This window comes from Streptomyces sp. KL116D, from assembly GCF_030766975.1.
GTDB classification, from domain to species: Bacteria; Actinomycetota; Actinomycetes; order Streptomycetales; family Streptomycetaceae; genus Streptomyces; species Streptomyces longispororuber_A.
Window position 1 is genome coordinate 1 of record NZ_JASERH010000037.1, and the last position, 21,530, is coordinate 21,530.

Sequence of the window (21,530 nt, forward strand, 5' to 3'; positions counted from 1 at the left end):
TGTTGTACTTCTTCAGTTTAAGATTTGGGTGTTTAACCGTTTCGCATTTATCGTGAAACGCTCGCGTTTTCGTGCGCCGCTTCAACAGCGACGCGGCGGTCAGAGCGCTGGTCGTACGCCGTCCAGACCTGGCCCATGCCGCCCTGGCCGATGAGCGTGGAGAGTTCAGTGGCACGATCCCGCGACGACGCGTCCTGCCGTGGTGGGCAGCCCTGCCGAACTGGTCACCGGCCGCCGTCCTGCTTGCGCAGGTAGTCGCTCAACTCGTCCAGCTCGGCGACGGACCTGGTCGATGCGGTGCGGGGGCTGACCCTGCGTCTGACCGGGCAGATCTGGCCCTGGGTCTGGCTCAGGTGCTGGCTCAGGTGGCGGCACTGACTCGGGTGCTGGCTCGGGTGCTGGCTCAGGTGCTGGTTCTGCGGCGCCCGGCGGCGTGGGGCCCGCGGTCTGGTGGAAGCATCGCGTGCATCGGCGGCGGGGGCGTCCTCTGCGGGCTAGGTCTGCGGCTGGGGCTGCGGGTAGCCGTACGAGGCGCTGCGGCGCTGCGGCATGCCGTACAGGAGGCGGACCGGCCGCACCGAGCTGCTGCCGGCGGCCGTGCCGGATGTCGGCGACCAGGTAATACGTGACCGACACGGCGGGTTCTACCAGCATCAGGCCCATCGCGGCATTGCCCCCACCAGGTGGCGAGACTCCTCACCGACGGATCGCTGAAAGGCGCCGAAACCCAGCAGACGAGAGCTGGACTCCGGCGACGGCGCCGAAGCGCGGTCGACCTTTGCTGCGGGTGGTCGGGGCGAGGCCGGACGTCGTGGCACGAGACGAGGAAGCCGACCGTCCAGGACGGCGATCGCCACGAAGAGCACGCCGCAGTGATCTCTGCCCTGCTGCTCCGGGCGGCGGAAGCCTGGGCGGCGCGCGCATAGCCGTGGCCGTGCATGGCTCGCTCCTGCTGGGTGGGTGCCTGCGTTCGAACTGCGTGCTCCATCGGGCGAGCGTATGGGCCGACCGGGACAACAGGCGGGTTGTATGCCGAACCGTTGTCCTACCTGGATCGCGCAGAGCCTCACCTCGGTTCCAACAGGGCCGTCGGTGAGGCCGTCGTGCAGGCCCTAGACGAGCGCTGCTCGCCGGAGCCGGCTCGCGCGCGCCTCAGCGCGCCTCCTCGAAAGCGGCGATGGCCCTCTGAACCGCTCGCCGTATCCGGCCTGTTCGGGCAGGGGAGGCGGGGCGGCTGGAAGGCGGCGCACGTCGAGCCGGGTCGCGGTGGGCTGCGTAACTGCTGGCCGCCGGTTGTTCGCGGTGCCGCGCAGGAACCCGGCGAGGGAACCGCGGCAGGTCGAGCGCGGCCGGTCGGGAGCTGCAGCAGCGCGGGCCGCGCCGAAGCGCGGCGCCCGCAGTGGCCTCGTCGACGACGCGGGCGGTCGCGCCTGCTCTGCCGGCGACGGGCGCGACGACGTCCCCGGTCGCCAGGAGCACCCGGATCCTCGCCGGCCGAACCGGCAGGTGGACAGAGACGGCGCCGGTGAGCGTCGTGGTCAGTGAGGGCGCAGGCACGCGCGCGGAGCCCGCCGGTGCCGCTTCGCGGTCGCGGCGGTGTGGAGCGTGGGCGCCCGCGCGCGCGAAGTTCCCGACGGTGGTCTGCGGCCAGCGCCCCGCCAGTCTGCCGGGCGGGCGTCCTCGGGGTGAGCTTCGTGGCCCAGGCGCAGCATCTCCGGTGAGCTCCTCGCGTACGGAGACCAGCTCGGCTTGGCGCCGCCGTCGCCCGCGGCGGGCGGGGCAGCCGGCGCGCGGGCGGGTCGACCTCGTCGTCGAGCAGCTCGATGACCGGCACGGAGCGGGCGAGGTCCGGGCCCGCTCGGCGAGACGTCCGTCCCGGTCGAAGGCGTGCCAGGCGTCGGTGCCGCCTGCTGCGACGGCCCGCCTGTTCGCGGACGTCGCCGGACCGCAGTGCCAGTGAATTGTCGACGAGGAGCAGTTCGGGGGCGGGCGTGGCGGCGGCGGGGCGGCGCAGGACCCACAGGTGCAGCGGGATGTTGTTCGGCGGGACGGCGCCCGCGGGCAGGGCGATCACCGCGCGCAGGGCGCCCGCGGCACGCAGCAGGTCGGCGCGAGATCCGGCGGCGGAGCGGCGGAGGCGACGGTGGGCGGCATCAGGAGGACGGCGGTGCCGCCGTCCTTCAGGCGAGCCAACGCGTGCTGCACCACGCCAGTTCGGACTCGGTGCGGGCCGGGAAGCCGTACTCCCAGCGCGGGTCGTAGGCCAGCTCGTCGTGGCCCCAGCCCCGCTCGTTGAACGGCGGGTGGGCGAGCACCACGTCAGCCCGCACGTCGTCGGCACGCGTCGCCGCGCAGGGTGTCGGCGGCGGCGGTTGCGGAAGGGTGGGCGGCGGGGGTGCTGCCCGGGTCGTCGAGCGCAGGCGCAGGGCGGTGACGCCGCGAGGTCGGGCACTTTGATCCCTGGCCGGTAGGTGCTGGTCCGCGCGCGGGTCGGTGCCGCACGGCGCGCAGCAGGAACTGCGCCGGTGCCGCAGGCCGGGTCGAGGCGGTGTCGGCGGGTCCGGCGAGGGCGGCCATCAGGGCGGCGGGTCCCGGCGGGGTAGTGTACTGCCGCGGGTTCGCGTCGGGTGGCGGCCGAGCAGGAACGCGAAGGCGCGGCGGGTGCCGAGGTCGGCGGCGAGCTCGGCGGCGCCGCGCAACGCGGGGCACGGACGAACAGGGCGGCTGCCTTCGGGGTGGCGGGCGCGCTCGTGGGCCGGTCCGAAGCGGGGGCGAGGACGCGCCTTCGAGGGCGGCGGGCAGGCGCTCGGCGAGGAGGCGGTCGTCGCTCTCGCCGTTCAGCGCGAGCCACTCCGTGGAGCGGTCGTGGACGAGCAGGAGGACGGCTTTCCGGCGTGCAGCAGCGCGGTGACCGGGCCCGCAGTGGCCGGCGAGGCTGCGCTGCCAGACGCGCTCGCGCAAAGCGGGACCTCGGCGAGCTTTCGCCCTGCGCGCAGCCGCTCCTCGACCTCGGCGAGCGCGAAGGAGGGCTGGTCTCGGTGCCGCCCACCGGCTTGAAGTCGGCGTGCCGTCGCCGCCAGCTGCTGACCGCGGCCCGTCCGGACCCTCGGCGAGCCGGGCGATTCCGGCGGCCGTCACCTCTGTCGCGTTCTCCATGCGCCCGACCCTACCGACCTCGACGTAAGAACCGGGTCCACAACTGTTCACACGTCGATCTCCGTGAACGCGGTTGACTCGGTTCACAGGCAATGGTGTTCTTGACCCAGCCAACCGCCGGATACGGAGAAAGCCGGGGAGAGGTTGGCGTCTCTCATCTCGGAGAACAGACATGTCGCAGGCCCAACAGCACCCCAGTACCCGCCGGAACCCAGCCGCCGCAGCAGCAGCCCCAGCAGCAGATCGCGCGGAACGGACTGGGGACGGCGGCGCTGATCCTCGGCATCATCGGCGCCGTGTCGGGCCTGATCCCGTTCATGTTTCTGGCTGGCCGGCATCCTCGGTGTGGTCGCGCTGATCCTGGGCCTGACAGGGCCGGGGCCGCGCCAAGCGCGGCGGGCGACGGGTACAAGGGCGTGGCGCTGGCCGGGCGATCCTCGCGCTGGTCTCCCTGGGCCTCGCGGTCTTCGGCGCGTGCACGACGTTCAAGGCCGTCGACGACGCCGTGGACGAGATCCAACAAGTCGGTGTCGGACGCAAGGCGAAGAGACACGAAGCCGTCCGGCGGCGCCGACGCACAAGGACAGTGGCAAGGACAAGGGCGGCAAGGGCGACGAAGCCGGACGGGCAAGGCGCTCGAGGCGGGCGACTCGGTGGTCTACGACGACGACCTGACCGTCACCGTGTCGAACGCGGTCGCGTTCAGCCCGAGCGGAAGTACGCGGCGGGCCACAAGAGCGGCAACCACGCCTACAAGGTGACCGTGACCGTCACGAACGACAGCAGGAGAAGTTCGACGCGAGGCCTGCTGTCCGCCGACGCCCGCGCCGGCGCCGACGGTGTGTCGGCGCGGAGCAGATCTTCGACGACAAGGTCGGCACGGGCTTCGAGGGCACCATCACACCGCCACGGCAAGAAGGCCACGGTCGTCCTACGGCTACGGCAGCCCGGCCGCCGCCAAGAACCTGACGGTCGAGGTCGCGCCGAGCTTCAGTACGACACTCTGCACAGTGGGACCTCAAGCTGTGCAGGGCCACCGAGGGTGGGGACGCGGCACGCGCTCACAGCGCGTGCCGCACCCACGTTCGGCTCGACGTACGCGGCGAGGTCCCGCTCGGAGCAGACAGTGCACCGGCACCAGACCCGAAAGGCGCTCGGCGGCGCCGGCTCGTGTCGAAGGGCGGTCCACTCCGCCACTCGGCGGGCGAGGCGGACACGGTCATCGAGGCGGGCGCCACCTTCTCGATGACGCCGCCGGCGCACGTGCACCCGCAGCAGTCCGCCGGCAGCCCGTCCGGCTCCCGCACGCGGTACGCGTACTCGCTCATCGGCGTCGCCGGCTCCAGGTGCTTGGCGCTCGGCCGCACGGGCGCGACGACCTCGCCGAGCCGCGGGCCCCGCGCGTTCTCCCGCATCGCGGCGAGCATCCGCCCCGACAGGCCGCGGCCCAGGAGGCCCGGCCTGATCGTGATCTCGATGGCGCTGACGGTGTCGGGCTCGACGCCCGGGCGCGGTCGGTGAACGCCCACTGGAGCACCTGGTCCCAGCCGCCGTCGGGCAGCGCGCCGCGCCCTCGGCGTGCAGCGCGACACGGCACGCTGTACGCCTTGGCGACCACGGTCCCCACGCGGTGTCCGTGGCGACGAACGCGTAGTCGCGCAGCTCCTGCCAGGCCCACCGCAGCAGGGCCGGCGCCCACCCGGTCGTGGGCGATGAACTCCGGCCAGGTGTCCGGCATCGTCCACATGTCCACGGCGAGCTCGGGGCGCTCGGCGAGCGTGGTGATGAGTGAGGCCGGTGTCCCGGTCGGTCGTCGTCATGCGCTCATCGTGCATGGAACCGGGGGCGGCGCCGCAGTCGGATTTCCCCCGGTGGGCAGCTTCTGGTCCGGGCAGCCGCCCAGCACCCGCTTCATGGCGTCGCGTTCGGCGCCGGTCACCCACACGTACTTCTTCTTCACGGCGACCTGCCCGGCGACGTAGGTGCACCGGTAGCCCTTTGTTCGGCGGCAGCCAGGTGGCCGTGTCGCCGTCCCCCTTGCTGCGGTTGGGCGTGGCGCCCACGGCGAGCAGGTTGGAGCGGGTCGTTGGCGAACGCGATGCGCTTGCTCGGCTCCCCCACTGGAAGGCGCCCTTCTGCCAGGCGTCGGACAGCGCGACGAGGTGGTCGATGTCGACCTGGCTGCGGCCGCGCACGAGCGCGATGTCGCCGCCGCCGTACGGATCGGGGGCGAGGGACCCGGCGGAGACCTTGCACTTCGCCGTCGGCGAACCGCACCCCGTCCAGGTCCCGCTTGAGGATGTCGTCGCGGGTGTCGCAGCCGTTGGAGTCGGTGTCGGCCCAGGCGCTGCTGAACCGCTCGCGCGCGTAACCGGTCTTCGGCGCGCGGCTCCTGACCGTGAGCGCGTCGACGGCGGCGAAGCGCGCTGCCCGTCGCGCCGTGCGGCTCGGGCCCCGACTCGCCCCCGCCACCGGTGGTCGCCTCGCACCCGGTGACGGGCCACGACGGCCGCCAGCACGGCGACCACGGCCCGTCCGGCCCTCGCAGCACGGCACTACCTCCCATTTGGTGTCGTTCGGCCCGCTCACCGTACCTGAAGCATGATCACACTTTGCCGATGCCCAGACGTCGTGACGGACGGCAGCAGTCCGGAGCCGAGGACGCTCACCCACAACGGGCCGAGCAGCTCCGCGAGTTCGGCCGTGGCGTCTCGCGCCGAGGGACCGCCAGGGGGCCCGTGGCGAGCCGGTCCGTCATCGTCTCGACCTCGCGCGCAGCGCGCGGCCCGCGTCGGTGGCGATCCCGTCGTCGTCCAACAGGCCCCGGCCGGCGAGGAGTTGGTGCGAGGCGTCCCACTGGTTCCGGGTCCAGCCGCGGCTCGCGAACGTCTCCAGGGGCGCCGCGCCGATCGCCGCGAACGACACCAGAGTCGGCCGGCTGAGCCGCCGTCAGCAGCGCCGCGACGTGGCCGTCGCCGCGGTGCTCGCGCAGCACCGTCGCGGCCTGCCACAGCACCAGGTGCAGGGCGTCGGGCCAGGGCAGTTCGGCGTTGGCGGCGGCCAGCGGACGGCCCTCGACGTGCACGGCCTCGGCGGCCCGGCGGGCCAGATCGGCGGCGCGGGACAGCTCGGGCCCGTCCAGAACGTCACCGAACAGCGCCCGGTAGGCGCGGTCGACGCCGCGCAGCCGGGCGGCCAGGACGTCGTCGGGCGACGCCACCTCCCAGGCCGCGGGCACGTGCTCGGCGACCATGGCCGGGTTGAAGCTGTAGAACGCGGACGCGACCTGGTGGCGCCGCGCGCGCCCAGCGGGGCGGCCCGCCACGCGAAGTAGTCTCGGCCACCGCTCCCCCACCTCGTAGCCGAGCGCGGCGGCCTCCTCGAAGGCCTCGGGCGCGTAGTAGAGCACCGCGTGCAGCGGCTCCAGCAGGTGCCACACTGACGGACCTTGGCGTCGGGCACGGGCGTGTCGGACATGGTGGTGGCCCTCCCTGTTTGACCTTGCCACTGGCGTCAGGGTCAGACGTCGGTATGGACACCATGAACGCCACCGTCGAGCGCGGAACAGTCGTCGTCACCGGAGCGGGCACCGGCATCGGCCGCGCCACCGCCCACGCCTTCGCCGCGGTCGGCCACCCCGTCGTCGCCGTCGGCCGCAGGCCGGAGCCCGCTCGCGGAGACCGCCGCGTACGCCCCCGGTCTGATCACCCCGCTCAGCGCCGACGTCACCGCGGCCGACGGACCCCGCGCGCATCGTCCGCACCGCGCTGGAGACGCACGGCCGCATCGACGTCCTCGTCAACAACGCGGGCGTCACCGGATCCGAGTCCTGGAGACCTACACGCGCGACTCCGCGCGCGCCCTGCTCGGCACGAACCTGGTCGCCCCGGTCCTGCTCACCCAGGCGGCGCTGCCCGCGCTGTCCGCCGCGCGGGGCGTCGTGATCAACGTGACGACGGCCGTCGGGCAGCGCGGCTGGCCCGGCAACTCCCTCTACGCGGCCGGGAAGGCGGCCCTCGACTCCCTCACCCGCAGCTGGGCCGTGCAGCTCGCTCCGCGCGGCGTCCGGGTCGCGGCGGTCGCGCCCAGGGGCGATCGAGACGCCCATCGCCGACCACGCCGCGTTCACGCCCGAGGAGCGAGCCGCGATCCGCAGGTGGCAGCTGGACCACACGCCGATGGGCCGCGTCGGGCGGCCGGAGGAGGTCGCCGCCACGATCCTCCATCTCGCGTCGCCGGCCGCGTCGTTCGTCACCGGGGTGATCGTTCCGGTGGACGGGGGTGCGGTGGTGGCGTGACGATGCCCCCATGGGGACCACGCAGACCATGCGGATCGGCGAACTCGCCGCGGCCACCGGGGCGACGCCGCGCGCGTTGCGCCACTACGAGCAGGCGGGTCTGCTCACGCCCTCGCGGGCGGGAACGAGGTACCGTGTGTACGACGACGCTGCCGTGACCCGCGTCGGCAACATCCGCATGCTGGTGGAAGCGGGACTCACCGTGGACGACGTCAGGGTGTTCCTGCCGTGCCTGGACGGCGACATGCTGGCAGGGGCGCCTTCGCCCGGGTTCTTGCTGTCGCCCGGGAGCGGCTCGCGGTGATCGAGCGGCGGATCGCGGGTGCAGATCGCTCTGCGACCGCCTGACCTCAGCACTCGACGCATCCGCTGGGGGTCGGTCTAGCGCTTCGCCGTTGCAGGTTTCGGGTTCTTCGGCGGGTGCGGGTGGGGTGGGGCTGATCCGACTGCGTCTGCCGGGCTGACCATTCGTCGCGGGGTGCACCACCGTCGCGGCTGGATCGCTGCAGTTCCCTGCGCCCCTAAAAACCGGATGCGTCTGCCGGGTTGAGCTGTCATCGCGGGCTGCACCACCGTCGCGGTTGCTCGCGCAGTTCCCCCGCGCCCCTAAAAGCCGGATGAGGGCTGTCGTCGCGAGGTGCACCACCGTCGTGGCCGGTCGCGCAGTTCCCCGCGCCCCTGAGATGCGCACCTGCGGTCGGCATCTCCCGGCGGGGAAGGCTGCGCGTCAGCGCATGCCTTCCAGGGGGCGCGGGGAACTGCGCGAGCCCCACGCGCCCGCAGTCCGCGACGAAGGCCCAACCGGCAGACGCAGTCGGTCTTCAGGGGCGCGGGAACTGCGCGAGACGCGCCCACCGGGCCGCGGTCGAGGACGTTCCGGGGCAGCCCCCACCCCCACCCGCACACGAACCAGCGGCTCCCTACGAACCCAGGATCGACGTCAAGAACTCGCCCACCCAAGCCAGCAGCTCGCGGCCCGACCAACGGCTTGCCGCCCACCTTCGCCGCCTTCGGACGCGGGACGAGGATCTGGTGCGTGGCCGGCTTTGATGACAGTGCCCGGGTAGAGGCGCTTGAGCCGCAGCTCCTGCGACTCCCGCAACTCCACCGGCGCGAACCGGATGTTGCTGCCCTGGAGGACGATCTCGCCGACCCCGCAGGCGCGGGACGGCATGCGCAGGCCCGCGACCAGCAGCAGGTTCTCGACGGGCTCCGGGCAGCTTGCCGTAGCGGTCGGCGAGTTCCTCGCGGACGTGCCCTGACGTCCTCCTCCGTGTTCGCGGAGGCGATGGCCCGGTACGCCTGGAGACGCAGCCGCTCGCCGGGCGCGTAGTCGTGCGGGACGTGCGCGTCGACCGGCAGCTCGATCTTGACCTCCAGCGGCGGCTCCTCCTCCAGCCGCCGTCAGCGAGGCCCGGTGGTCCGCACGGCCTCGCCGACCATGCGGACGTACAGGTCGAAGCCGACGCCCGCGATGTGGCCGGACTGCTCTCCGCCGAGGAGATTTCCGGCTCCGCGGATCTCCAGGTCCTTCATCGCGACGTGCATGCCCGCGCCCATCTCCGTGTGCTGGGCGATCGTCGCGAGGCGTTCGTGAGCCGTCTCCGTCAGGGGCTTCTCGGGCGGGTAGAGGAAGTACGCGTAGCCGCGTTCCCGGCCCACGGCCGACACGGCCGCGCAGCTGGTGGAGCTGGGAGAGAGCCGAGGTTGTCGCCGCGCTCGACGATGAGCGTGTTGGCGTTCGAGATGTCGATGCCGGACTCGACGATCGTCGTGGAGACGAGGACGTCGAACTTCTTCTCCCAGAAGTCCACGACGACCCGTTCCAGGGCCTGTTCCGACATCTGGCCGTGGGCGGTCGCGATGCGCGCCTCGGGCACGATGTTCGCGCAGCCGGGCCGCCGCCCGGTCGATCGACTCGACGCGGTTGTGGATGTAGAAGACCTGGGCCCTCGCGGAGCAGTTCGCGGCGGATGGCCGCGCCGATCTGCTTTCTCCTCGTACGGTCCGACGAAGGTGAGGACCGGGTGGCGCTCCTCGAGGCGGGGTCGTGATCGTCGACATCTCCCGGATGCCGGTGACCGCCATTTCGAGCGTACGGGGGATGGGGTCGCGGACATCGTGAGGACGTCGACGTTGGCCCGCAGCTTCTTCAGCTGCTCCTTGTGCTCGACGCCGAACCGCTGCCTCGTCGACGATGACCAGGCCCAGGTCCTTGAACTTGGTCTCGGAGGAGACAGGCGGTGCGTGCCGATGACGATGTCGACGGAGCCGTCGCGCAGCCCTTCGAGCGTCGCCTTCGACCCGGTGTCCGTCTGAGCGGCTCAGCGCCTCACGCTGACCGGGAACTGGGCGTACCGCTCGGAGAACGTGCCGAAGTGCTGCTGCACGAGGAGGGTCGTCGGGACGAGAGACCGCGACCTGCTTGCCGTCCTGGACGGCCTTGAAGGCGGCGCGGACCGCGATCTCCGGTCTTGCCGTAGCCGACGTCGCCGCAGATCAGCCGGTCCATCGGGACCGTCTTCCATGTCCTCCCTTGACCTCGGCGATGGTGGTCAGCTGGTCGGGCGTCTCCGCGTACGGGAACGCGTCCTCCAGCTCCCGCCGCCACGGGGTGTCCGGGCCGGCAGGCGTGGGCCGGGCGCCGCCATGCGCGCCGAGTACAGCTTGATCAGGTCGGCGGCGATCTCCGCTGACCGCCTTCTTGGCGCGCGCGCCTGAAATTCTTCGTCCAGGTCGGCGCCGCCGAGCGATAGCCGCGGGGTCGGGCCTCCGCACGCCGATGCGCTGGCGATCTGCTCCAGCTGAGCCGGTGGGGATGTAGAGGCGGTCGCCGGGCTGGCCGCGCTGGCGCGGCTCGACGACGGGCACTCGCGGGTGGCGCCTGGACCGTGCGCTGCACCATCTCGATGAGCGGCCGACGCCGTGCTGCTCGTGCACGATGTAGTCGCCGGATTCGAGGTAGGCGGGTCGATGGTCTTGCGGCGCCTGGCGGGCATCCGCTGGCCGTCCTTGCCGGCCGTCTTCTGCCCGGTGAGGTCGGTCTCCGTGAGGACGGCGACCTTCAACTCCGGGTGCACGAAGCCGAATTCGAGGCTGCCGCGAGATGCCTGGACGACGGAGGGCGCGAGTTCGGCGAGGTCCTTGTCGAGGCGGGCCGCGATGCCCTCGCCGCCGAGCACCTCGACGGTGCGGGTCGCGGGGGACCGTGGCCCTCGGTGACGAACACGGTCCGCCAGCCGTCCGCGAGCCAGCCCTTGGGTGTCGGCAGGGGCCTTGGCGGTGTCGCCGCGGTACGTCTCGGGCGCGTGCATGCCGAGCTGCAGCGTGTCGCCGTCGAGGTCCGCGTCGGCGGCGAACAGGGGACACCGACCACCACATCATGCCGAGCTCGCGGGCCCGGTCGCGGACGTCCGCGATGGACCACAGCGACGCGGCGCCCACGTCGATGGGGGCGTCGCCGCCCGGTCGCGGAGGCCGCCCAGGACGCCTGGAGGAACTCCTGCGAGGTGGCGACGAGGTCGGCGGCCCGGGTCCGTACCCGCTCCGGGTCGCAGACCCACGGCCATCGATCCGGCGGGCAGCACGTCGAGGAGCAGTTCCATGTCGTCGACGAGGACCGGCGCGAGGGACTCCATGCCCTCGACGGCGATGCCCTCGGCGATCTTGCCCAGCAGTTCGCCCAGCTCAGGGTGCTGTTCGGCGAGGGGCCGCCGCTCTGGCGCGTACGTCGGCGGTGAGCAGCAGCTCCCGGCAGGTGGCGCCCACAGGCCGTGCTCGGCGATCTCCAGGGACCGCTGGTCCGGCGACCTTGAAGTAGCGGATCTCCTCGACGTCGTCGCCCCAGAACTCGACCCGGAGCGGGTGCTCCTCGGTCGGCGGGAGGACGTCGAGGATGCCGCCGCGGACCGCGAACTTTCGCCGCGCTTCTCGACGAGTTCGACGCGGGCGTACGCGGCCGCGGCGAGCGCCTCGACCGTCTCGTTCAGATCGGCGCTCCGCCCGGTGCGCAGCGCGACGGGCTCCAGGTCGCCGAGCCCCCTGCACCTGCGGCTGCAGCACCGAGCGGACGGGCGCGACCACCACGGACACCGGGCCGGTCTCCGGGTCGTCGGTGCTGGGGTGGGCGAGGCGGCGCAGCACGGCGAGGCGCCGGCCCACGGTGTCGGAGCGCGGGGAGGCCGCTCGTGCGGCAGCGTCTCCCACGACGGGTACTCGACGACGCCGTCCGGCGGCAGCAGCGAGCGCAGCGCCGCGGCAGGTCCTCGGCCTCGCGGCCGGTGGCGGTGACGGCCAGCACGGGCCGCTTCGCCTCGCGGGCGAGCGCCGCCACCGTGAAGGGGCGCGACGCGGGCGGGCCCACGAGGTCGATGTGCATGCGGTTGCCGTCGCCCGCGGCCTTCACCGCTTCGGTGAGGGCCGCGTCCTTGACGACGGCGTCGAGCAGTCCGTGCAGGCTCATGGGGGCCTTGACCTTCCCGGTCCTGGGGTGGGCAACGCAAAGGACCCGACACGTGTGACGGGCCGGGGGGTTCCAGGGTACGTCGGCGCGCGCCGGGGCGCCGACCGTGCCGGTCCACCACGGAGGAGCCCCACCGGCGGGCCGCGGTCGCGGCCGCTCGGCGGGCTCCTCGGTCCGCTCGGACCGATCGGGTCTAGTCGGTGGCGATGGCGTTCGGGACGTTCATCCGGCCCGCCCGGAACGCGCCGGGATCAGGGCGGCGAACAGGCCCACGAAGGCCGAGCCGATGAAGACCGAGACGATCGTCGGCCAGGGGATCTCCAGGACGCCGAGGCCCTCCAGGGCCCAGCAGCTTCTGGGCCGTCGCGCCGCCCATGCCCAGGCCGAGGCCGAGCAGGGCGCCGAAGAGGGCGATGACCACCGACTCCAGGCGGATCATGCGGCGCAGCTGGCGGCGGGAGAGGCCCGATGGCCCGCATGAGGCCGATCTCCCGGGTCCGCTCGACCACCGAGAGCGCCAGGGTGTTCACGACGCCCAGGACCGCCACGATGATCGCGAGGGCGAGGAGCCCGTAGATCATGTTGAGGAGCTGGCCGACCTGGTCCTTCAGGGTCTCCCTTGTAGTCGGTCTGGTCCTTGACCTTGACGGTCGGGTCGGCGGCGACGGACGACTTCAGCGCCTTGTAGGCGGCGGCCTCGCTGCCGTCGGCGGCCTTCGCGAACATCATCCCGTTGAGCGGCACCCGGTCCTTGGGCAGGTACTGCTCGGCGGTGGCGATGTTGGTGTACATCGCGCCCCTTGTCGAAGGCGGTGTCGTCCGAGGTGATCGCCGCGATCCGCAGCTTGGCCGTGGAGCCGTGGTGGAAGGCGACGGTCATGGTGTCGCCGACCTCGAGATGGTTGCGCTCGGCGAAGCTCGGAGCCGACCGACATCGCGTTCTTCCCGTACGCCGCCGAGCTCGCCGGAGGTGGCCTCGCGCCACGAGGTCCTGGGGCGTAGCTGGGGCTGGCCGCGGAGCGCTCTTCCTCCTCCTTGACGCCGCCCGGGGTGGTCAGCGTGGTCTTGACCCACTGACCTCGGTGACGTGGGAGACGAGCCCGTCCTCCTTGACCTTCTTCAGGGCGTCGGCGGCCTGCGGCATGATGCCGCCCTGGCCCTCGACGATGAAGTCGGCGCCGACCGACTTGTCGAGCTGGTCGGTGGCCGAGGCGACCATCGAGGAGCCGACGACGGAAGGCAGGCGACCAGGGCGAGGCCGATCATCAGGGCCGCGCCGGTGGCGCCGGTGCGGCGCGGCGGGTTGCGCAGCGCGTTGCGCTCGGCCATCCGTCCCGACGGGTCCGAAGAACCGGACAGGGACGGCGCTGATGACGCGGACCACGAGGCCGGCGAGCAGCGGGCCGACGACCACGAAGCCGATGAGCGAGGCGACGATGCCGACGCCGAGCCACAGCGAGCCCTGGCTGGCCTTGTCGGCCTGCGTGGCGAGGTAGAGGGCGAAAGCCGCCGCCGCCGGTGAGCAGCAGGCCGATGATGCCGCGGACGACGCCCGCCTTGGTGTCGGCCGGGGTGCCGGCGTCGCGCAGGGCGGCCATCGGGGAGACCTTGCCGGCCCGGCGTGCGGGCAGGTAGGCGGCGAGGACGGTGACGACGATGCCGAGCAGCAGGCCGACCGCCGGGGTCGTCCACTTCACGGTGAGGTCGTTCGTGGACAGCTCCATGCCCGCGGCGGACATCAGCTTCATCAGGCCGACGGCCAGGCCCACGCCGGCGCCGACGCCGACCACGGAGCCGACGACGCCGAGCAGCAGCGCTCGACGAGGACGGAGCGGTTGACCTGCTTGCGGGAGGAGCCGATGGCCCGCATCAGGCCGATCTCGCGGGTGCGCTGGGCGACCAGCATGGAGAACGTGTTGATGATCAGGAAGATGCCGACGAGGAAGGCGATGCCGGCGAAGCCGAGCAGGGCGTACTTGATGACGTCCATGAAGGAGCCGACGTCGGCGGAGTTGGCGTCCGCGGCCTGCTGCTGGGTCTGGATCTTGTACGTGCCGTTCCCGGAGAGTTCCGCGGCGACGTTCTTCTTGAGCTGCGCGTCGCTCACGCCGTCGGCGGCGGCGACGTTGATCTGCGTGAACTGCCCGGTCTTCCCGATGAGTTCGCGCTGGGCGGTGGCGGTGTCGAAGTAGACGACGGCCGCACCCGGGTTGGTCACGGTGAAGGAGGCCACGCCGACGATCTTGGCGCGATGTCGCCGGTGACGGCGATCGTGCGGGCTCGTCACCCAGCTTCAGGTGGTGCTTCTTCGCGGTGTCGGCGTCGACCATCACCTCGGTGGGGCCGCGCGGGGGCGTGCCCGGAGGTGATCTCCATGGAACGGAGGTCGTTGTCCGTCCAGTTGCCGGCGATGGTCGGGGCGCCGGTCTCGGAGCCCATGTTCTTGTTGTCGGCGTTCACGACGGTCACGTTCATCGAACTGACCGCGCCCTCGGCCGACTTGACGCCGTCGGCCTGCTTCACCGTGGCGAGCAGGAGGCCGGCAGGGCCTCGGGGCGGCCGGTGTCGCTGCCCTCCGCCTCGGAGTCCTTGGGGCTGACGGTGACGTCGGACGCGGTGGCCGTGAACAGCTTGTCGAAGGTCTTGTCCATCGTGTCCGTGAACACGAGGGTCCCGGTCACGAACGCGACCGACAGGAGGACGGCGATGGCGGAGAGGGCCATCCGGCCCTTGTGCGCGAGGAAGTTGCGCAGCGAGGTCTTCATGACGGTGTTGGCACTCATGACGTGCGCCCCCCGCGCGTCGAAGTCCTTCATCCGGTCCAGGACGGCGTCGGCGGTCGGCCGGTGCATCTCGTCGACGATGCGGCCGTCGGCCAGGTACAGGACGCGGTCCGCGTAGGAGGCGGCGACCGGGTCGTGGGTGACCATCACGATGGTCTGGCCGGGCTCGTCGACCGAGCGGCGCAGGAAGCCCAGCACCTCCGCTCCCGCCCGGGAGTCGAGGTTTCCGGTCGGCTCGTCACCGAAGATGATCTCGGGGCGGGCGGCCAGCGCGCAGGGCCACGGCGACGCGCTGCTGCTGACCGCCGGAGAGCTGGGTGGGCCGGTGCTTGAGGCGCGCTCGGCGAGGCCGACCGTCTCGACGACCTGGCGCAGCCACGCGGCGTCCGGCTTGCGGCCCGCGATGTCCATCGGGAGCGTGATGTTCTCGATGGCGTTCAGGAGTGGGCAGCAGGTTGAACGCCTGGAAGATGAAGCCGATGCGGTCGCGGCGCAGCTGCGTCAGCTTCTTGTCCTTGAGGCCGGTGATCTCGGTCTCGTCGAGATGGATCTGACCGGAGGGTCACGGTGTCGAGCCCGGCCAGGCAGTGCATCAGCGTCGACTTGCCGGACCCGGACGGGCCCATGATCGCGGTGAACTGACCGCGGGCGATGTCCACGTCGACGTGGTCGAGCGCGACGACGCGGGTCTCCCGACCCGTACGCCTTCACCACCTGGCGTGCCCTCGCGGCAACAGCCGTTCGCCCGCCAGTGCCCCGTGCCTGGGAATCGTCACAGCCGTTGTCACGGTTTTTCTCCTATGTCGGTTACCTGCGCCCGCAGCTCTCTGCGGCACGTTCAGAGTCTGGTGACGCGGGGGCCCGGGCGCGCTGGTGGAAGTCACCGTCTTTCCCTGGGGAAAACCCCACCCCTCGAAGGTAGGGAGGAACCCCCCTGCGGGCTCGTCCTCCAAGGGGACGAGACCGTCCCCTGTCCGAAGTACGGAGGTCCCCCTAGGGAGGTCCACCCCTCGGTGGAGCCCCTACTCAGGGTCGCCTCCACCCGCATAAGCTCGGCGGCGGAGATAGGTGCAGGGGGAACACATAAAGGGGGAGGGGCCCGGTCGTGACCGACATCGCCCATGACCGGCGGCGCGGCGCGGTCGTCGCCGCGCTGATGCTGTCCATGGCGCTCGCCGCCCTGGACTCCACCATCGTCTCCACCGCCGTCCCGCAGATCGTCGGCGACCTCGGCGGCTTCTCCGTCTTCTCCTGGCTGTTCTCCGGCTATCTGCTCGCGGTGACGGTCACGCTGCCCGTGTAGCCGGCCGGCTGTCGGACTCGCTCGGCCGCAAAGCCGGTCCTGATCGCGGGCAGCGTGCTGTTCCTGATCGGGTCGCTGCTGTGCGCCTGCGCGTGGGGACATGGGGTCCCTGATCGCGTTCCGGGTGGTGCAGGGGCTGGGCGGCGGCGCCATCCAGGGCACGGTGCAGACCCTGGCCCCGCGGACATGTACCCGCTGAAAGGAACGCCCCAGGATCCAGGCGAAGTTGTCCACGGTGTGGGCGACGTCGTCGGTGCTCGGCCCGGCGCTCGGCGGCGTCCTCGCCTCCACCACGGGCTGGCGCTGGATCTTCCTGATCAACCTGCCGATCGGCGCCGTCGCGCGCTGTTCCTCGTGGGCCGCCACCTGCACGAGCCGCGCCGCGCGAGGCGCCCGCGTCCGAAGGTCGACTGGGCGGGCGCCCCTCGCCGTGTTCGCGGCGGGCGGCGTGCTGCTGACCTGGCTGGTCCAGGGCGGCGTCGCCTGGGCCTGGACCTCGTCGTCCTCGATCGCCCTGCTGGGTACGGGAGTCGCGCTGATCGGCGTCGTCGTGGCGATCGAACGGCGGGCCGCCGAACCGATCCTGCCCGGCTGGGTGTGGCGGCGCCGGACGATCGCCGCGGTCAATCTGGCGCTCGGCGCGATGGGCCTGCTGATGGTCGCGCCGACCACGTTCCTGCCGACGTACGCCCAGTCCGTCCTCGGCCTGTCCCCCGACGGCCGCCGGGTTCGTGCTGTCGGTGATGACGCTGAGCTGGCCGGTGTCGGCGGCCCTGAGCCAGCACGTCTACCGCAGGATCGGCTTCCGGAACACGGCCGCGCTCGGCATGACGGCGGCGCTGGCGCTGCTCGCCGCGTTCCCGCTGCTGCCGTTCCCCGGCGCGGTCTGGCGGCCGACGCTGCTCAGCCTGCTGCTCGGCGCGGCCCTCGGCCTCTTCCAGCTGCCGCTCATCGTGGGCGTGCAGTCCACGGTCGGCTGGGCGGGCGCGGCACCGCCACCGCCTCGATCCTCTTCTACCGGCAGATCGGGCAGACCATCGGCGCCGCCGTGTTCGGCGCCGTCGCCAACGGGGGTGATCTCGGCCCGCCTCGGCAGCGGCACCGACCTCGACGCGGTGGCCCGCGACCCCAGGGGCGGACGGGGTGCGGCAGGCGATCGACGCGGCGGTCGACTCGGTGTACGTCGGGGCGGCGTGCGCGGCGGGTCTGGCGCTGCTGGTCCTGCTGACCCTGGCGCCGCGCCGGTTCCCCGTCCTGGAACCGGAAACCGTGGCGGACCCCCTACCGGACGGGACCGCGCAGGAGAAGTCATCCACGGCACAACTCCCCCACCAGCAACACTCACCCCGGACACAAGACAACCCCCACCGAACCGACTGATCAGTTCGTCGAAACCCCTCGCCCAACTCACCTACCTGCGAGTAACGTTCCGGCTCCCCCACCTCACACTCCCTGCGGTCCGCTCGTCCCCGGCGGACCCGAACCGTGCAAGGAGCCCCGGGATGACCCAGCCGTACCCGCAGTACCCGCCTCCCCAGCCCCACGCCGCCCGGTCGCACCGCCTCGTCACCCCGACCGCGGCCCGGTCGACCCGGCGAGACGGCCCCGCGGGGCGAACTGAGACTGCTGCGCACGGCCTACCGCTGGCAGCGCCGCGGTCTCGACGCTCACCGCGATCGGCTACTTCTTCACGTTCCTGCTCCTGTCGGCGTTCGCCCCGTCCCTGATGACCCGCGCGGTCACCGGCGGCCTCTCCTTCGGCCTGCTGATCGGCGTGTGCCAGTTCCCCGTGACCTGTCTGGCGCTCTACGTGTACGAGCACACGGCACGGCGCCGCGTCGACCCGCTCGCCCACCGGCTGCGCCGCCGGGGAGGACGCGATGAACCCCGTCGCCGCGACGTCCGTGTCCACCGAGTCGATGGCCCTGGTCGCGTTCACCGGCGTCGCCTCGGTCATCCTGCTGCTGTGCATCGTCACCGGGCCCGAGCGGGACGACCTCGCGGAGTTCTACACGGGCTTCGGCCGGCTCGGCCCGATGCGCAACGGGCTGGCGATCGCCGGTGACTACATCTCGGCGGCGACCGTCCTCGGCACCTGCGGCGTCGTCGCCCTCACCGGGTACGACGGCGCGGTCCTCGCGCTGGCCACCGCGCTCTCCCTGACGCTCCTGATGTTCCTGCTGGCCGAACCCCTGCGCAACGCGGGCCAGTTCACCATGGGCGACGTGCTCGCCCGCCGGATGCCGGGCCGCGCCGCTCGGCTCGCGGCCTGCCTGGTCACCCCTCGCGGCGCTGCTGCCGATGATGCTCGTCCAGCTCGCGGGCGCGGGCGACCTGCTGGGGGTTCCTGCTCGGCTTCGACAGCGCCGGGTTCAAGACCGGCGTCATCGTCACCGTCGGCGGCCTGATGATCAGTTACGCGGCGATCGGCGGCATGAAGGGCACCGCCGTCATCCAGCTCCTCAAGATCGTGACGCTGCTCGGCTCCGGCACCGTGGTCTCCGTGCTGATCCTGCGCCGCTTCGACTGGGACCCGGGCGCCCTGCTCGCCGCGGCGGTGGCCAACAACGGCGCGGGCAGCGCCTATCTGAAGTCGGGGCTGCAGTTCGTGCACAGCGGCAGTCCCCGCCTCGACATGATCAGCGCGTATCTGACGGTGATGCTCGGCGGCGCCGCGCTGCCGCACGTCACGATGCGCATGTACACGGCGCGGCACGCCCGTGAGGTGCGCCGCTCGATGTCCTGGGCGGTCACCTCGACGGGGGTGTTCGCGCTGATGATCTCGGTGATCGGGTTCGGGGCGACGGCGCTGATCGGCAGCAAGGCGATCGCCGCGGCCGACCCGCAGGGCAACACGGCGTTCCTGCTCGGCTCGCGCGCCGCGTTCGGCGCCGAGCTGAGCACCGCGGGCGCCCTGGTGTTCACGACGGTCACCACCGCGCTGTTCCTCACGCTGCTCGCCTCGGTCTCGGGCATGATCCTGGCCTGCGCCAACTCCCCTGGCCCACGACGTGTTCGCGCACTGGGGCCGCACGGAGCCGACGCCCCTGCAGGGAGATGACGCTGGCCCGCTGCTCGGCGCTCGCGGTCGGCGCCCTCACCATCGCGCTCGCCACCTACTTCCAGCACCGCAGCCTGCAGCCGCTGGTCTTCCTCGCGCTCGGCATCGGCGCGTCCGCGCTCGCCCCGGCGCTGGTGTACAGCCTGTTCTGGCGCCGCTACACCCGTACCGGGCTGCTCTGCACGCTGATCGGCGGCACGCTCGCCGCGATGGTCCCTGATCACCGGCACCACGCTGGTGTCGGAGCAACCCGGCGTCGCTCTTCCCCGACCGGGACTTCACCTGGTTCCCGTTCACGACGACGGGTCTGGTCTCGATCCCGCTGGGCTTCTTCCTCGGCTGGCTGGGCACGGTGCTCACCGCGCCGCGCAAGGCACAGGCCCAGCGGCAGCTCTACGAGGCGGTGGAGGGCTGGATCCTGGCGGGGGCGCCGGTGACGCCGCCCCCCGCCCGCCGCTACGACCGGTAGCGGAAGAGGATCCGGCCCCGGGTCAGGTCGTACGGGCTGATCTCCACCAGGACCCGGTCGTACGGGAGGATCTTGATGTGATGCTTGCGCATCTTCCCGCTGATGTGCGCGAGCACCACGTGCCCCTTCTGCATCTCGACCCGGAACGTCGCGCCCCTGCGGGTCACTCGACGACGACGCCTTCGAGCTCGATGCCCGCTTCGCCACGCGTGCCATGGTTATCGATCGCTCCAACTCGACGTTGCCGCCGACCCGTCGGGCACCGACCTCCGCCAGCAGGGACAGCGCGGCCCGGTTGGACTCCCTGGGCCTCGGCCCAGGGCGCCCGCGACCCCGGCGGCGTGCAGCGAGCCGAGGGACCTCGGCGAGCAGGGCCCGGGCGATGCCGCGGCGCCGCACGTCCCGCGCGCACGGCGAGCAGCCCGATCCGCGGCCTGCGCGGCACGGGCGCGATCCTGAAGCATCCCGACGTACCGGCCGTCGAGGACGGCGACGGCGTACTTCGCCGGGTCGACGACGGTGACCCCGGGCGGCAGCGGCACCACCTCGGCGGGCATGGTGTGCCAGCCGCCCGCGGCGCGCCACCTCGTCCCGGACCGCCCGGTCGAGATCGCGCAGCGGGCCCTCCCTGCGCGCGCGCCGAACGGCACGATCGTGACGCCCTCGGGCACGGGCGCGGCACCGAGTCGGTGACGCCGGGATCGGTGGGGACGACGTACTCGCCCTCGCGGCGCCCCCGGCGTGAAGCCGGCCTGCCGCCACCGGGCGACGAGGTCGTGTCGTCCTCGTCCACCACGGTGTGCAGCGGCGTGGGCAGCGCGGCGGGCAGACGCGCGGGCGAGCCGGTCGAAGGCGGCGTCGTCGCCAGGCGTCGATGCTGACGTAGGCCCGGCCGCCGGCCCGGTGCGAGGTCCCCTGTACCGACGACGCGGTCGCCCTCCAGGGCCTGCCACTGGTCGTCGGCGACCCGCGTGACCTCGATGGATGGGGATGCCGGTCCTGATGCGTGTGTGGTCATGGTGTCCGTCCTTCGGAAGTGCGGTCCTGGCACTCCCGGCGACACCTGCGTCAGTCGCCCGACCGTGAAGGACAGGGGGAGCACCCATGCGATACAGCGTTCACGGGACTCACCTCCTGGGCCGGCTTCACGATCACCGGAAACCTAACACCCACCGCCCGCCCGGCCAACCGAATTACGCTGCGGGAGTTCTCCGACGACCGGCGACCGGCGACCTGCGACCGGGGAAGGCGGCACGGCATGACGGACGGCGAAGCGCTGCCCGGCGGGTACGTGCGGCAGGTGACGCGCGTGGGCACGACGGTGCGCAGGACGCCCGCACCGCGCTCCGCGTACGTGCACGAGCTGCTCGCCCTCTTCGAGCGGCGGGGCTGGCGGGGCGCCCCGCTTCCTCGGCGTCGACGACCTCGGCCGCGAGGTCCTGGACCACCTGCCGGGCCGGGCCGCCCTCGCTCCCGGGGACAGCGGTCGGCACGCACGGACCGAGGCGCTGACTCAAGTCGCCGTCCTGGTACGGGAGTTCCATGACGTCACCGCCGACTCCGGGCTGGCCGCTGGGACACAGAGGGTCGTCTGCCACAACGACCTCGACCCCCGCAACACGGTGTACGCCACCGAGGCCGGCGAGTGGCGTCCCACCGGCTTCATCGACTGGGACCTGGCCGCCCCGGGCCGCCGCGTCGACGACGTCGCCCACGTGTGCTGGCAGTACCTGGACCTCGGGCCCGCGATCGACGACGTGCCGGAGGCCTCCCTCCCGCCAGCTGCGCCTGCTCTGCGACGCGTACGGCCTGACTCGACCGGACCCCCGCTGCTGCCCGCGGTCCCTGTGGTGGCAGGACCGCTGCCTGCGCGGCATCGACGCGGCCGCCGACGCGGGCGACCCGGCGATGCGCCGGCTGCGGGACCGGGGGCGTGGTGACGCGGATCCGCGCCGCCCACGCGTGGGTGACCCGGCACCGCGCGGAACTGGAGCGCGG

13 protein-coding genes and 7 pseudogenes are annotated in these 21,530 nt (G+C 72.5%); 7 read left to right on the forward strand and 13 right to left on the reverse strand.

Going from position 1 to position 21,530, the window contains the following annotated elements:
- Window positions 1-2,180: 2,180 nt before the first annotated feature.
- The 5 genes and pseudogenes from RBJ77_RS15025 to RBJ77_RS15045 form a co-directional block, all read right to left on the reverse strand.
- Window positions 2,181-2,330: an N-6 DNA methylase gene (locus RBJ77_RS15025; RefSeq protein ID WP_372345487.1), complete on the reverse strand. Its 150-nt coding sequence runs from the start codon at window positions 2,328-2,330 to the stop codon at window positions 2,181-2,183.
- Window positions 2,331-3,239: 909 nt separating this feature from the next.
- Window positions 3,240-3,494: a hypothetical protein gene (locus tag RBJ77_RS15030; protein ID WP_372345488.1), complete on the reverse strand. Its 255-nt coding sequence runs from the start codon at window positions 3,492-3,494 to the stop codon at window positions 3,240-3,242.
- A 723-nt stretch (window positions 3,495-4,217) separates the two neighbouring features.
- On the reverse strand, window positions 4,218-4,685 hold the full coding sequence (locus RBJ77_RS15035) for a hypothetical protein (protein ID WP_372345489.1): 468 nt from the start codon (window positions 4,683-4,685) through the stop codon (window positions 4,218-4,220).
- 295 nt (window positions 4,686-4,980) lie between these two features.
- A pseudogene (locus tag RBJ77_RS15040) lies at window positions 4,981-5,722 on the reverse strand (HNH endonuclease family protein).
- Between the two features lie 99 nt (window positions 5,723-5,821).
- A complete protein-coding gene (locus RBJ77_RS15045; RefSeq protein ID WP_372345490.1) occupies window positions 5,822-6,595 on the reverse strand; it encodes a hypothetical protein in 774 nt (257 codons plus the stop codon).
- Window positions 6,596-6,687: 92 nt separating this feature from the next.
- On the opposite strand from RBJ77_RS15045, the pseudogene RBJ77_RS15050 reads away from it, so the two are divergent.
- From RBJ77_RS15050 to RBJ77_RS15060, 3 genes and pseudogenes are all read left to right on the forward strand, one after another.
- A pseudogene (locus tag RBJ77_RS15050) lies at window positions 6,688-7,454 on the forward strand (SDR family NAD(P)-dependent oxidoreductase).
- A gap of 10 nt (window positions 7,455-7,464) precedes the next feature.
- Window positions 7,465-7,758, forward strand: coding sequence for a MerR family transcriptional regulator (locus RBJ77_RS15055; RefSeq protein ID WP_372345491.1), 294 nt, complete (start codon window positions 7,465-7,467; stop codon window positions 7,756-7,758).
- A gap of 769 nt (window positions 7,759-8,527) precedes the next feature.
- Window positions 8,528-8,716 carry a hypothetical protein gene (locus RBJ77_RS15060; RefSeq protein WP_372345492.1) on the forward strand — a complete coding sequence of 63 codons (189 nt, stop codon included), beginning with the start codon at window positions 8,528-8,530 and terminating at the stop codon, window positions 8,714-8,716.
- Between the two features lie 142 nt (window positions 8,717-8,858).
- On the opposite strand, the gene RBJ77_RS15065 is transcribed toward RBJ77_RS15060, so the two are convergent.
- The 7 genes and pseudogenes from RBJ77_RS15065 to RBJ77_RS15095 all read right to left on the reverse strand — a co-directional run bounded on the left by RBJ77_RS15065 (window position 8,859) and on the right by RBJ77_RS15095 (window position 15,325).
- A complete protein-coding gene (locus tag RBJ77_RS15065) occupies window positions 8,859-9,116 on the reverse strand; it encodes a hypothetical protein (RefSeq protein ID WP_372345493.1) in 258 nt (85 codons plus the stop codon).
- Window positions 9,062-9,298 (reverse strand): helicase-related protein, encoded by a 237-nt coding sequence (locus tag RBJ77_RS15070; protein ID WP_372345494.1) that lies wholly within the window; start codon window positions 9,296-9,298, stop codon window positions 9,062-9,064. Before RBJ77_RS15070 ends, RBJ77_RS15065 begins: the two co-directional genes overlap by 55 nt.
- Window positions 9,299-9,953: 655 nt before the next feature.
- A complete protein-coding gene (locus RBJ77_RS15075) occupies window positions 9,954-10,838 on the reverse strand; it encodes a CarD family transcriptional regulator (RefSeq protein ID WP_372345499.1) in 885 nt (294 codons plus the stop codon).
- 303 nt (window positions 10,839-11,141) lie between these two features.
- The gene (locus tag RBJ77_RS15080; RefSeq protein ID WP_372345495.1) at window positions 11,142-11,660 is read right to left on the reverse strand and encodes a hypothetical protein; all 519 of its coding nucleotides are present in this window, start codon (window positions 11,658-11,660) and stop codon (window positions 11,142-11,144) included.
- Between the two features lie 449 nt (window positions 11,661-12,109).
- Window positions 12,110-14,699 (reverse strand): annotated as a pseudogene (locus RBJ77_RS15085) (ABC transporter permease).
- Window positions 14,700-14,937: 238 nt separating this feature from the next.
- Complete coding sequence (locus RBJ77_RS15090) at window positions 14,938-15,228, reverse strand: ATP-binding cassette domain-containing protein (protein ID WP_372345500.1); 291 nt, start codon at window positions 15,226-15,228, stop codon at window positions 14,938-14,940.
- The gene (locus RBJ77_RS15095; RefSeq protein WP_372345501.1) at window positions 15,137-15,325 is read right to left on the reverse strand and encodes a hypothetical protein; all 189 of its coding nucleotides are present in this window, start codon (window positions 15,323-15,325) and stop codon (window positions 15,137-15,139) included. Before RBJ77_RS15095 ends, RBJ77_RS15090 begins: the two co-directional genes overlap by 92 nt.
- A 530-nt stretch (window positions 15,326-15,855) precedes the next feature.
- Here RBJ77_RS15095 and RBJ77_RS15100 point away from each other — a divergent pair.
- The 3 pseudogenes from RBJ77_RS15100 to RBJ77_RS15110 all read left to right on the forward strand — a co-directional run bounded on the left by RBJ77_RS15100 (window position 15,856) and on the right by RBJ77_RS15110 (window position 19,532).
- A pseudogene (locus RBJ77_RS15100) lies at window positions 15,856-17,382 on the forward strand (MFS transporter).
- Window positions 17,383-17,704: 322 nt separating this feature from the next.
- A pseudogene (locus tag RBJ77_RS15105) lies at window positions 17,705-17,806 on the forward strand (DUF485 domain-containing protein); the annotation flags it as partial.
- Window positions 17,807-17,882: 76 nt separating this feature from the next.
- Window positions 17,883-19,532: pseudogene (locus tag RBJ77_RS15110) on the forward strand (cation acetate symporter).
- On the opposite strand, the pseudogene infA reads toward RBJ77_RS15110, so the two are convergent.
- Window positions 19,520-19,725: pseudogene (infA, locus tag RBJ77_RS15115) on the reverse strand (translation initiation factor IF-1). The pseudogenes RBJ77_RS15110 and infA overlap by 13 nt on opposite strands.
- Window positions 19,726-21,058: 1,333 nt before the next feature.
- Between infA and RBJ77_RS15120 the strand changes: the two are divergent.
- On the forward strand, window positions 21,059-21,472 hold the full coding sequence (locus RBJ77_RS15120) for a phosphotransferase family protein (RefSeq protein WP_372345502.1): 414 nt from the start codon (window positions 21,059-21,061) through the stop codon (window positions 21,470-21,472).
- The last annotated feature ends 58 nt before the right edge of the window (window positions 21,473-21,530 follow it).

What these genes read in the sequence shown, in the direction of transcription:
- RBJ77_RS15030 (WP_372345488.1), bottom strand. Translation starts at nt 3,494, where the DNA reads ATGCCGGCCAGCCAGAAACATGAACGGGATCAGGCCCGACACGGCGCC.
- RBJ77_RS15055 (WP_372345491.1), top strand. Translation starts at nt 7,465, where the DNA reads ATGGGGACCACGCAGACCATGCGGATCGGCGAACTCGCCGCGGCCACC.
- RBJ77_RS15070 (WP_372345494.1), bottom strand. Translation starts at nt 9,298, where the DNA reads ATGTCGGAACAGGCCCTGGAACGGGTCGTCGTGGACTTCTGGGAGAAG.
- RBJ77_RS15075 (WP_372345499.1), bottom strand. Translation starts at nt 10,838, where the DNA reads ATGATGTGGTGGTCGGTGTCCCCTGTTCGCCGCCGACGCGGACCTCGA.
- RBJ77_RS15095 (WP_372345501.1), bottom strand. Translation starts at nt 15,325, where the DNA reads ATGGGCCCGTCCGGGTCCGGCAAGTCGACGCTGATGCACTGCCTGGCC.